Raw genomic sequence first — 12,549 nt, 5'->3', positions numbered from 1 at the left:
TATTTTTATAGGATATCCTCAAGAAATCCTGAAAGATATACAAGCATCTCTATTTCTTCACGGGCTTTAAAATCATCGAAACGATAGTGAGCCAAATCAGAAATAAAAGGATAGTACTTATCTGTAAAATACATGGTGATAACCAATTTACCATCTTCAACAGTATGTTCATCTTCCAGATTTTCAGACAAATATTTTAAAGACCTATCATCAAGATTGGATACCGTATAAACTATAAAGTTCCTATTTTTTTCTAAAGTACCATAGTTTGTAATATTTACAGCCATCATAATAAACACTTAAAATCAAATATCATTAAATTTCCAATTAATAGAACTGAGACATGAATTCTTTAATGTCATCCTCAACTTTATCCAGTTCACGGGATCCGATATGGCCATTGATTGAATCAAAAATTACAAGTTTTGAATCCCTAATCATTTTATCCATAGGTATTGCATCTAATTCCGGTGGGAAATATTGATCCTGATTAATCGCAATAATTAAAACCCTAGCCGCAATATCCTTTAATCTATCTCCAATATCATAATCCAAGGTAGCCTCATTTCTATAAACAATGTCATTAATATCATCAAGACTCTCATCGGCAAGCATGTCCTCAATGTCCTGATCTATTTCCATGTTGGTTCTGTTTCTGTAGTGCTGTCTTGAAAAACCATAATTAAACATTATTTCATTTGCAAGTCTAAATGTCCTATTTAATTCCTCGGTTTCAATATAGTCTCCATTATTGTAATCAGGACATGTCTTTACAATGTCGTCCATTATACGTGAAAGGGCATAGTTATGGCCCCCTACCTTGTAACTGCTTACAAGGGAAATGACGAAGTCCACCGTATCAGGATAATATGATGCCCATGTCAAAGCCGTAAAACCGCCCATCGAATTTCCAATTATGCCTTTAACATGTTCAATATTGAATTTTTCCATTAAAAATTCCCTTTGAAAATCAACCATATCCAAAATCGTATAATGGGGAAAGTCACCTTTTAAATCTGTCATTGATGGTGAAAGAGATCTCGGAGAACCTAAAGCACTTAATGATATGAAAAATAGTTTATCAGTATCAAATACCTCCCCGGGGCCAGTGATATTTTCAATACGCCTTATTGAACCATAATCCCCATCGGAGCCATGGCAATAAATTACCGCATTAGTGATATTACCTTCCCCATCATATATTGGAGTGCCTATTGTGATATATTCCACATCAACATCTTCAAGTGTTTCACCATTTAAAAATTGAAACTTATCCAACGTGAAATATTCTGCCTTATCAAAATCAATATCCTTAAACAATCTTAAACCTCACAGCAATAAATCAATATTATCTTTCAAGATTTAATTATAAATATTTTAACTTTACAAATTCCAATAAAATAACTAAATTTATTAAATAAAATTAAGAAAGATATGATAGATGAATTATAAAACTATTGAAGAACCTAATACAGAAGAAACCTATGATTTAATTGAGGCAGGTCTTCGTAAAAAAGCCATGATAACTTTGTTTACCTACTGTAAAGTTGAATATGAGGGAAGGGCACTTAGTCAACTTGGATATGGTGAACGTATGATTCTAATAAAACCTGACGGATCATTTCTAGTACACCAGGATAGAAAGGTCGAACCTGTAAATTGGCAGCCACCTAAATCAAAAACAAGAGTATTTATTCGGGACGGCAAAGTCATAATAGAAAGCAATCGTAGAACCCCTAAGGAAAGATTAGAGGTTTTGATTGAAAAAACATTTATCGGAACCTATGCGGTTGTCGAGGATTATGAGGAACTTGAACAGGCAGGTTATGAGAAGGACATGGGGGATATGATCATGGAAAATCCCCATATCATTGAGGAAGGATTTAAACCAACAGACAGGGAATACAATGTCGAACATGGTTTTATTGATATTCTTGGAAAAGATTCCGATGGAAATCTAATGATTCTTGAATTAAAATCTCGTAAAATTGGAATAAGTGCCGTAAAACAGATAAAGAGATATATTGATGATTTAACCAATACAGAAAATAGATCCCTTAGACTTGGAGTTGAGAAGAAAAAAATAAGAGGCCTTCTTGTAGGACCTAAAATCGATGAGGATGCAAAGGAAATGATTGAAGAGGAAGGTATTGAATTTGTAGAATGTGAACCTCCAAAGGAATTAAAAAGGGATAAAAAAACAACATTAGATAGTTTCTTATAAAAATGATTAAGGGATAATATGAAAAGATGTAAGCATTGTGGTACAGTAAATGAGGACTGGGCAAGATATTGCAATTACTGTGGAAACCCATTAAATGAAGAAAATCCAGATGAATTTAACAAAGAAAATAGTTTCAATCAAGCAGATACCCTTTATCCGGAAGACCACCACAATCTTATTTTAATAAGTTATATTTTAGCTATCATATTTGGATGGGGCTGGATTCCACTACTCCTAATTAGTTCATTAAGTAATATTGGTGTCTTTGGTTTCTTCGGATTGTTTTTACCATTTTATTTAATTAATTCACCTAATAAAAACCTTAGAAAACATGGATATATACAACTTGTTATATGTGTTGTGGGATTTGTCATATCCGTCCTTTTAATGTTATCCATGTTTAGAATCAGATAGTTAATAAAATAAGGAATCTAATAGCTGTTTAAATAATATGGATAATATGATTTTAAAGATAGTCTCATCTTTAATAGATAAGATATATTTTAAACAGGCAAAAATAAAAATTACTAGTTTCAGATTAATGAAAATAAAAATTGGTTTCTAATTAAATAGGACAAGTTTATAATATATGAATTAAAAGCATGTCTGAAAAATGTATATAAATAAAATATGAAAAGAACCAGACACTGAAAAGCCCATAAACCAATAACTAAGAGTATGACTACTCTTGATTAGCTTGTTTTTGTAACTTTTTAATCTCTTCCATGTGATGGTTTACAGTAAACTGATTTGCAGGTTTTGAAGCTGTAATACTGTGTTGCTCCTTAACTAATTTATATATCAGATATTGGTCGGTTGCAAGATCTATCTCCACATCATCGTCTAAAAGTTCCAAATCATTGATTTCTTTAATAATGTTATCATATTCCTTGCTCTCAAGGGCTACCAAATCATCAACAGACATTGAAGATAGCTCAGGATTCAATTGACTTCCCAAAGCCACAATACCATTGACTTTCCTACCGCCCATATCAAACTCGGATTTTCTAATCTCTTCCATATTAAACAACACATGTTTTTTAGTAACATTAGTAACAGGAATTTCATCAGATGTTCCAACAAGATTTAATTTATACTCATTTTTCCAATTACCTACTTTATAAATTGCATAATCTATATTACTACATTTAATTGTATAAGTTTCATCGGCCATAATAACTATTCCTTTAAGAATTTTAATTATTAATATATTCTATCAAGCCATTAATAAAACTTTTATTAAATCAATCTACAAATATTAACTTATATTATAGTGTGGGGAGATATGATGGTAAACTTAAAAGTCGGACTTTGTCAAATCAATGTAGTGGATGATAAAGACAAGAATATTGAAAATGCAATATCCATGATTAAGGAGGCCTGTAAGAGGGATGTAGACCTTGCAATACTGCCAGAGATGTTTAACTGTCCATATGAAAACAGCAAATTTATTGAGTATGCTGAGGAAAAGGATGACAGTAAAACGCTTAGGGCCATTGGTAAAACAGCCAAAGAGGAAGATGTCTACATTTTAGCGGGGTCAATTCCTGAAAAGATCAATGATAGAATATACAATAGCAGTTATTTCTTTGACAACACAGGCAACATTATAGGGAACCACAAAAAGATGCATTTATTTGACATTGATGTCAAAGGTCAGATATCATTTAAGGAATCAGATACATTAAGTCCGGGAGATAGTTTTAATATAGTTAACACGCCATTTGGAAAAATTGGACTTGGAATATGCTATGACATACGTTTTGTAGAACTTGCACGTATACTTACCCTTGAGGGGGCAGACATTCTTATTTATCCTGGAGCATTTAATCTAACAACAGGACCTGCACACTGGGAAACTCTTTTTAAATCAAGGGCATTAGATAATCAGGTCTATACAATTGGTGTTGCACCGGCATTAAACAAAGATGCCAATTATAATTCCTTTGGACATTCACTTGTAGCAAGTCCCTGGGGAGATATAATAAGTGAATGTGGATATGAAGAGGAGTTAAAAATAGTGGATATTGATTTAGATAAAATCGAAACCGTAAGAGAAGAGATTCCTGTTTTAAAAAATAGACGTAGGGACCTATATGAAATAAATAAAAGGAAGTAGCTTAATAAAATAGAATTATATCACTTCAAGCTGACAATCAATATAAGTCTCCAAGTAAAAAAAAAAAATTATTTCCTCATACTTTTCCAAACGGGACCGTCCAAATAAGAACATTCCATATTATCAAGATATTTTAAGTATAATTTCCATGGAATGGCAAAAGTAAAGTATTGACTTTTTATAGGTTCCTTCATGGCACGTCGTCCAGCCAGATCAAGTAGACCTAAGACTCCATGAGAGTCTTCCTTTTCTGCCTCATCAAATACATAGATTCCAATTGATTGACATGCAGAACTTTGAGGAGTCATGACATGATTAACTTCATCCCTTAAAGAAGTATCAAATTGGAGCAGAACTGACAGTTCCATAGGATTTACAATAAATATAATCGAATCAGCTATTTCTTCATCTTTTAAATCTTCAAAGGGTTTAAATACAACATATTTTTCCGGGTTATTATATATTGGAACCTTTTTATCCATAAATTCATATGCCTGATTATAATTGGAATATATTCTCTCACCACATTCAAACATATCACGTACAGCAGGCGGTTTTTCGCTACAGAATTTTTGATAGTTCTTTTTATCTTTTGCATCCTTAAGACCTGTTGATAAGAATGATGCATAAATATCTATACCTGGTTCACCTTCCTTAAAACCATTACCAAAACCTAAACCAGTAAGTCCCCCATTACAGGAGGTAGTATTCTTTTCAAAAACAACCGTTTGCCTATCAAATATAACTTTATTTAAATAGCTCATTATACAGGATCTTCCCTTATTTGATTTAGGCCCTATAGCACCATCAGGTTTTTCATTGGTTTTAACAAGTACAATAGGTTTAAAACTACATCCCAATAAATTTGCAATCTTAGAATCCATATTATCATAACCCGAAAAAAATAGTAAAATCAAAAAAGTTGATTAATTATAGAAATAAAAAAAGATTATTTTGTAAGTTTGTCCAATCTTTTCTGGAACCATTCCTCTTTTCCAGGATTTAATCTAGATAAATTTTCGATAGCTGTATTTAAAACCCTTACCTCATCGTCATACCTGTTTGTCTTACGGTAGATAATAGCCGCTCTTTTATAAGGTTCCTGACTTTTAGCACCTTCCTTAATATGTATTTCATATTCCCTTGCAGCTTCCTCGGGATCTTCTTTCTCTAAAGCTTTAATATCTTTCATAGGTTTTGCTTTAGATACTGTAGGTTTAGCTCCTGATTTCATTAATTTATCTGCTTTTTTAAGTGCTTTCTTACAAGATTTCTTAAAATCTTCATCCTTCTCAGCACGTCTTGCCTTTTTAATAAGTGCAACTGATTCCGGTGTTGCAAGATCTCCCAGTGCATAAATAGCTGAAAGTCTTACACCCCAGTCCTCATCTTCAAGACCCTTTGCAATATCATCCATCTTATCTCTTGCTTGAAGTGAACCTAAACCCCTAATAGCTGTTTTTCTAACACCAAAATCCTCATCATCAACAGCACTTACAAGGGCATCAATCGTTTTATCACTATATGTTTCCTTAAGTGCAAAGGTTAAAAATCTTTTATCCTGACCAGATGCATTATTAAATTTAGCAATTAATTTATCAACTGCCAAATCACCCATGTTTCCCAAGGTTTGGGCAGCTTTAAATCTTACTTGTGCATTATCATCAGTAGTTGCTTCAATTAAAGGATCAATAGCTGCCTCATCAGTTACTCCATCTAAACTTTTAACAGCATCCTTTCTTATCTCCACATCATCATCTTTAAGTTTTAAAATCGCTTCTTCAACAGTGTATTTTCCCATAACAATACCTCATAACAGTGGTTATATAGATTAAAAATCAAAAATAATAGAAATATAATTTTAATCAATAATATACATCTCATATTAACTCATATACTATTAAATTCTATCTAAATAATATATAACTTCAATAAATGCTAATTAGATTTAATTTATTAATTAATTTATTAATATTTTTCGAAAAAATATTTTAAAGCATTTGAATAAATAAAATTTATATAAACAATATTTTTAAAATATTACATAGAATTTCATCTATTTTTTAGAAAAAAATTAATATTTGATAAAAATGATTACGAAACAGAACAAGGAATACTCCAAGGAAGAGATTTATGAAATTCTTCACCCATGGGTTCGTGAGTGGTTTGATAAAAACTTTGACGACTTTACTCCCGCTCAAAAACGTGCCATTCCTGAAATCCATAAGAAGAATAATGTTCTTATATCCTCACCAACTGGTTCTGGAAAAACTTTAACAGCATTCTTATCAATTATATCCGAACTAACTACCTTAGCAGATAAAGGGGAACTTGAGGATAAAGTGTACTGTATCTATATTTCCCCCCTTAAGGCATTAGACAACGATATTGAAAAGAACCTAGATGAGCCATTAAGGGAGATTGAAAGGATATCCAAAAAGGAATTAGGAATTAGAAAAGCAATAAGAACAGGAGATACCACCCAATATCAAAGACAAAAAATGCTTAAAAAACCGCCACACATTCTTATTACAACACCGGAAACCTTGGCCATTTTACTTGTAGCACCTAAATTCAGAGAGAAATTATCCCATGTTAGATATGTGATAATTGACGAGATACATTCCCTTGCAAATAACAAAAGAGGAACACATTTAAGTTTATCTCTTGAAAGATTAAATGCCCTTGTTGGAGGATTTGTAAGAATAGGTTTATCTGCAACAGTCGCCCCCCTTAAAGAAATAGGAAGGTTTCTTGTTGGATGTGAATATGGTGTTGAAAGAAACTGTAAACTAATAGACATAAACTACCTTAAAGAATTAGACCTTGAGGTTATGAGTCCTGTAAGTGATATTGTCATTGCGGACAATGAGGATACCCGTGTCGGGATGTATGTAATGGTGGATGATTTAATTCAGGAACATGAAACAACACTCATCTTTACAAACACAAGAAGCGGTACCGAGAGTTTTGTATATAACCTTAAGAAAATGTTTCCAGATCATTATAATAACAATAACATAATGGCCCACCACTCATCACTTTCAAAAGAAATCAGACTTAAAACAGAGGAAAAACTAAAGGATGGTAAATTAAAAGCCGTGGTATCATCAACATCCCTAGAACTTGGTATTGATATTGGATACATCGATCTTGTAATACTTATAAACTCACCGAAATCTGTATCCCGTGCACTTCAAAGAATTGGAAGAAGCGGTCATAGACTACATGAAAAATCCAAAGGAAGAATAATTGTAACAGATAGGGATGATCTTGTAGAGTGCAGCGTACTTTTAAAAGATGCGAAAGAAGGTAGAATTGATAGAATCAATATCCCCACTAACTGTTTAGATGTCCTGGCACAACACATTTATGGAATGGCCATTGAAAATCCATGGGATATAAATTATGCATACGACATTATAAGAAAAAGTTATTGCTATAAGGATTTATCACGTGATGACTATGAAGATGTATTAAGCTATCTTGCAGGAGAGTATACGCCACTTGAGGAAAGATATGTCTATCCAAAGATATGGATTGACTATAAGGAAAACACATTTGGAAAACGTGGAAAACTAGCACGTGTCTTATATTCCACAAATATTGGAACCATACCTGACAGGTCAGGCGTACTTGTAAAATGTGATGGTGAAGTTGTTGGAAGGATTGAGGACTATTTCCTTGATAGACTAAAACCTGGAGATACATTTGTTTTAGGAGGTACAACCTTCAAATTCAAATATTCGAAAGGAACAGTTGCATATGCTTCACCTGCAGGAGGACCTCCAACCATACCACGATGGTTTTCCCAACAATTACCCCTATCCTATGATCTGGCATTAGATATTCAGAAATTTAGAGCCAATATGGAAACTAAACTCCAGTATAACAAGGGAAAAGAAGATGTTTTAAATTATATACATGAATATCTATATGTTGATGATTTTGCAGCAAATTCTATCTACGAATATTTTAATGAACAATTCCTATATGGGGAGATTTCCTCCTATAAAAAATTAGTAATTGAATATTATAAAGGATTTGGAGGAAAACGCTTTGTGGTTTTCCACTCCCTCTTTGGTAGAAAAGTAAATGATGCACTTTCACGTGCAACAGCCTATATTGCAGCAAGAGACTATAATACAAATGTAACAATATCAATTTCAGATAATGGATTTTATTTAAGTGCCGATAAAGGCACTATTGGTGGTCTTGAATCATTTGAGAAATTGAATACTGAAAATTTTGAAAAAATTTTAATAAAGTCCCTTGACAAAACCGAAACACTGGCACATAGATTTAGAGACTGTGCTGGAAGATCACTTATGACACTAAGACATTATAAGGGAAATAATAAATCAGTTGGTCGCCAGCAAGTAAGGGGGAAGATATTACTTAAATATGTTCAGGAAATGGACAATAACTTCCCAATATTAAATGAGGCGAGAAGAGAAGTTACAGAGGATTATATGGATATGGAAAATGCTTTAGAAGTAATAAAGGCAGTTGAAAACAAAGACATGGAAATTAAAACAATCAACACAGTAATTCCTAGCCCATTTGCATTTAATCTAGTTTCACAAGGTTATTTGGATGTATTAAATCAAAATGACAAAGTAGAATTTACAAAAAGAATGCATAAAGCTATTTTAAAGGAAATTAAAGAGAAATTAAAAAATGAATATGATTAAATACAGGACAAATTCTTAAACTAAAGGTGAGATAATGAGATTGGTAATTCAAAGAGTCAAGTCAGCAAGTGTTAAAGTTGATGATGAGGTAGTTGGTAAGATCGGCAAAGGTTATATGGTTCTTATAGGTATTGGGGAAAATGACACAGAAAAGGAAGCGGATTATCTTGTAAGAAAATTATTGAGATTAAGAGTCTTTGAAGATGGCAATGGTAGAATGAACTTATCCATACAAGATATTGAAGGTGAAGTACTTTTAATTCCAAATTTCACATTATATGGAGATACAAGCCACAACAACAGACCGTCATTTGCAAGAGCCATGAATGGTGAAAAAGCAGAGGAATTATTCAATTATTTTACTAGAAAATGTGGTGAACATATTCCCGTTGAAACTGGTGAGTTTGGAGGGTTTATGGACATCAATCTTAGAAATTATGGGCCGGTTACCATCATTATGGAAAAGGAGTTCGATGATTAAGGTTTAACTAAACCAGAATACCATAATTTAGAAAATAAATTAAAGATAAATTAAATTTAGGTTTAACTAAATTAAAACATCATAATTTATCAAATAAAATAAAATAAAATAAAATAAAATAAAATAAAATAAAATAAAATAAAATAAAATAAAATAAAATAAAATAAAATAAAATAAAATAAAATAAAATAAAATAAAATAAAATAAAATAAAATAAAATAAAATAAAATAAAATAAAATAAAATAAAATAAAATAAAATAAAATAAAATAAAATAAAAAATAATTAAAAATTCAATTAAAATAAAAAATTATAATCCGATAGAAAGTTAAAGATAGATACCTAAAATTAATTAAGAATATTTATAGGTTATCTTTATAGAATTTTTCAATCTTATCAAATGGGATGACATCAAGATTATCATATAAATCCACATGCACAGCACCTGGAATAATATATAATTCTTTATTATCCCCAGATAATTTTTCAAAACAATCCCTACTAAAGTAACAGGAATGTGCATCTTCACCATGTATCATTAAAATTGGACTTTTAATTTCATCCCCAAATCTCAATATTGGAGTGTTGATTAATGATAATGAAGATGTAACATTCCAACCACCATTGGAATTTAAGGAACGTTTATGATAACCACGTTCAGTTTTATAATAATCATGGTATTGTTTTACAAAAAGAGGAGCATCTTCAGGTACAGGATCTACAACCCCTCCTGCCCTTTTATAGGTACCATTCTTAAAATCATCGGTTCTTTGGTTGTTTAACTCTTTTTTCATTTCATACCTTCCATTTTCATCAACAGAATCAAAATAACCATAAGCCGTTACTCTAGGCATATCATACATTGTTGAGGTAACCGTGGCTTTAATTCTAGTATCAATAGCTGCTGCGTTAAGGGCCATTCCACCCCAGCCACAAATTCCTAAAATTCCAATTCTTTCAGAATCCACATTATCCCGAACGGATAAGAAATCTACAGCTGCTTGGAAATCCTCAGTATTAATATCAATAGATGCCACATTACGTGGATTACCTCCACTTTCTCCAGTAAATGATGGATCAAAGGCAATGGTTAAAAATCCCCTTTCAGCTAGTATCTGAGCATATAAACCAGAAGATTGTTCTTTAACAGCACCGAATGGTCCAGATATTGCAATGGCTGCCAATTTACCTTCATAATCTTTAGGTTCATATAAATCTGCAGCTAAGGTTATGCCGAATCTATTTGTAAATGTAACCTTTTTATGATTTACCTTATCATTTTCTGGAAATACTTTATCCCACTTACTTGTTAACTCTAATTTTTCACTCATACTATCACCATTAACAATTTTAAAATAATAAAAAATTTTTAAAAAAAATTCACAAATCTAATTAATCCTATATATACATATAAAAATTTTATTCTATATATATTTATTCATTTTTTAAAAATCATGAATATATAAAGATTTAAGATTATAAAAAATCGACGAAAACAAGTAAAGTTTTGAAATATTAAAATAAATAGTTAAAAATTAAAAAAAAATTAAGAGTTATCATTTGGTTTAATAAGCATGGGATTATAACCTTTAAAATGTTTAAATATAGAAATGATTAATTTTAAAGTACTACCAACAAGGAATGCTGAGATAATAGTACCAATCCCAACACTACCTAAAGACCTAATCATTGCTAAACAAATGATTAAAGATATTACAACCATTGAAGTATCAAAACAAATCTTAACCTTTTCAAATGGCATTCCACTTACAATACTTATAGCAGCCATAGCTCCTTCCCCTGCAAGAGGAATTAATTTTGGTGGCAAATATAAGAATATTCCAAAAGCAATAGCCACAATACTGATTGCAATATAAATTAATGAAATAATGATATTTGATGAACTTGGAATAAAAGATAATAAATATACTGAAAATGAAGTAAAATAACCAAATACAATACCTACAGGCACTTGTAATAATTGTTTATATTGAAAAGACTTTCTTAAAAGTAAAATTTGTAATACAACAAGACTACAATGGAATATGATAGTGGCCATTCCAATTTCAATACCCCAAACAACAGTCATTGTATAAGGTATCGTACTGACTGGAGATACACCTAAATTGGATTTGATGGAAAAAGCGATACCTACAGTCATTATAAACAAACCAACAAAATAATTAATTAATCTTGTTCTTGCTTTCAAATTTAATCACATTATATAATAACTTAAACAGCATTAAAAAGATTAACGGTATTGTATAAATTAATATCTTTATATTGTAATTAAAAATAAAAAGATGTAAAAATTAAAATCATTTATAATAAAAAAATTATAAATTGGAAACCTTTGCTTAAAGAAATTATGGAAAATTAGTATTCTAATTGCTCCGCAATACAAAATTGACAAATAGCTTTAGGATTATCTACATTATTCTCTTTTACAGGACAATAATAAACACCATCATCGTATTCAACTTCTAACTCACCAGGGAATTTAGTGCCAACAGGATGAATTGGCTCTTCTAATACAAAAGTAGTATAAAGGGAGATTATTGCATAAATAGATCTGAATGCCTCACTTCTCATAACATCCATATCACCAATCTCATAATAATTGTTTTCAAGCATTACAACAAACTTTACAAACTCATCAAAGTCAAAAGTTTCACTATCATAATCATTCTTATCGTCTTTAATGTCATTTATTCTTAAAATAAAATATTTACAATAAGTTTCAAAGAAATCTTTCTTATGTTTTCCTTGAACAAACTTCAATCCTTCCCATAACTCGTTAGTACAATTCATTTGATCAAAGACAGAAATAGTTTTTGATTTATCCTTTAATATTTCAACTAAATCTTGTTTAAAATCGTCCTGACCTTTTATCATATCATCTAGTTCTGCAAACATATATATTACCAGAAAAAACATTGTTAAAAAATATTATTATTTAACTATAATAATAAAATATTATTAAAAGTTATATTGATTATACAATATAATTAACATTTATTAATTATAACATA

General features: G+C 30.8%; 13 protein-coding genes. 5 read left to right on the top strand and 8 right to left on the bottom strand.

Annotated elements, in window-relative coordinates; all coding sequences use genetic code 11:
• Nucleotides 1–5: 5 nt before the first annotated feature.
• Complete coding sequence (locus ON24_RS00220; protein ID WP_040681553.1) at nt 6–287, bottom strand: DUF5750 family protein; 282 nt, start codon at nt 285–287, stop codon at nt 6–8.
• Nucleotides 288–327: 40 nt separating this feature from the next.
• The gene (locus ON24_RS00215; RefSeq protein WP_016358946.1) at nt 328–1,320 is read right to left on the bottom strand and encodes an alpha/beta fold hydrolase; all 993 of its coding nucleotides are present in this window, start codon (nt 1,318–1,320) and stop codon (nt 328–330) included.
• Between the two features lie 121 nt (nt 1,321–1,441).
• Here ON24_RS00215 and nucS point away from each other — a divergent pair, with 121 nt between their 5' ends.
• Complete coding sequence (nucS, locus tag ON24_RS00210; protein ID WP_016358947.1) at nt 1,442–2,224, top strand: endonuclease NucS; 783 nt, start codon at nt 1,442–1,444, stop codon at nt 2,222–2,224.
• Nucleotides 2,225–2,242: 18 nt separating this feature from the next.
• Entirely contained in the window at nt 2,243–2,638 is a 396-nt protein-coding gene (locus ON24_RS00205; RefSeq protein ID WP_016358948.1) for a zinc-ribbon domain-containing protein, read from the top strand.
• A gap of 268 nt (nt 2,639–2,906) precedes the next feature.
• Here ON24_RS00205 and ON24_RS00200 read toward each other — a convergent pair whose 3' ends face one another.
• Nucleotides 2,907–3,398 (bottom strand): hypothetical protein, encoded by a 492-nt coding sequence (locus ON24_RS00200; RefSeq protein WP_016358949.1) that lies wholly within the window; start codon nt 3,396–3,398, stop codon nt 2,907–2,909.
• A 114-nt stretch (nt 3,399–3,512) separates the two neighbouring features.
• Between ON24_RS00200 and ON24_RS00195 the strand changes: the two genes are divergently transcribed.
• Nucleotides 3,513–4,343, top strand: a complete 831-nt coding sequence (locus tag ON24_RS00195) for a carbon-nitrogen hydrolase family protein (RefSeq protein WP_040681536.1) — start codon at nt 3,513–3,515, stop codon at nt 4,341–4,343.
• Nucleotides 4,344–4,411: 68 nt separating this feature from the next.
• Here ON24_RS00195 and ON24_RS00190 read toward each other — a convergent pair whose 3' ends face one another.
• Together ON24_RS00190 and ON24_RS00185 are read right to left on the bottom strand one after the other, a co-directional pair.
• The gene (locus ON24_RS00190) at nt 4,412–5,227 is read right to left on the bottom strand and encodes a DUF169 domain-containing protein (protein ID WP_040681535.1); all 816 of its coding nucleotides are present in this window, start codon (nt 5,225–5,227) and stop codon (nt 4,412–4,414) included.
• A gap of 65 nt (nt 5,228–5,292) precedes the next feature.
• Nucleotides 5,293–6,144, bottom strand: a complete 852-nt coding sequence (locus tag ON24_RS00185) for a HEAT repeat domain-containing protein (protein WP_040681534.1) — start codon at nt 6,142–6,144, stop codon at nt 5,293–5,295.
• A 289-nt stretch (nt 6,145–6,433) separates the two neighbouring features.
• Between ON24_RS00185 and ON24_RS00180 the strand changes: the two genes are divergently transcribed.
• Nucleotides 6,434–9,037: an ATP-dependent helicase gene (locus ON24_RS00180; protein ID WP_040681533.1), complete on the top strand. Its 2,604-nt coding sequence runs from the start codon at nt 6,434–6,436 to the stop codon at nt 9,035–9,037.
• Nucleotides 9,038–9,071: 34 nt separating this feature from the next.
• A complete protein-coding gene (gene dtd, locus ON24_RS00175) occupies nt 9,072–9,518 on the top strand; it encodes a D-aminoacyl-tRNA deacylase (protein ID WP_040681532.1) in 447 nt (148 codons plus the stop codon).
• A gap of 361 nt (nt 9,519–9,879) precedes the next feature.
• Here dtd and ON24_RS00170 read toward each other — a convergent pair whose 3' ends face one another.
• From ON24_RS00170 to ON24_RS00160, 3 genes are all read right to left on the bottom strand, one after another.
• Entirely contained in the window at nt 9,880–10,848 is a 969-nt protein-coding gene (locus ON24_RS00170; protein WP_016358955.1) for an alpha/beta hydrolase, read from the bottom strand.
• A gap of 215 nt (nt 10,849–11,063) precedes the next feature.
• The gene (locus ON24_RS00165) at nt 11,064–11,726 is read right to left on the bottom strand and encodes a YczE/YyaS/YitT family protein (RefSeq protein WP_016358956.1); all 663 of its coding nucleotides are present in this window, start codon (nt 11,724–11,726) and stop codon (nt 11,064–11,066) included.
• 167 nt (nt 11,727–11,893) lie between these two features.
• Nucleotides 11,894–12,433: a DUF2115 domain-containing protein gene (locus ON24_RS00160; protein WP_040681531.1), complete on the bottom strand. Its 540-nt coding sequence runs from the start codon at nt 12,431–12,433 to the stop codon at nt 11,894–11,896.
• Nucleotides 12,434–12,549 lie beyond the last annotated feature (116 nt).

It is taken from the genome of Methanobrevibacter boviskoreani JH1 (assembly GCF_000320505.1).
In the GTDB taxonomy this organism is placed as follows: domain Archaea; phylum Methanobacteriota; class Methanobacteria; order Methanobacteriales; family Methanobacteriaceae; genus Methanarmilla; species Methanarmilla boviskoreani.
This window is presented reverse-complemented; position numbering and strand designations above follow the sequence as displayed.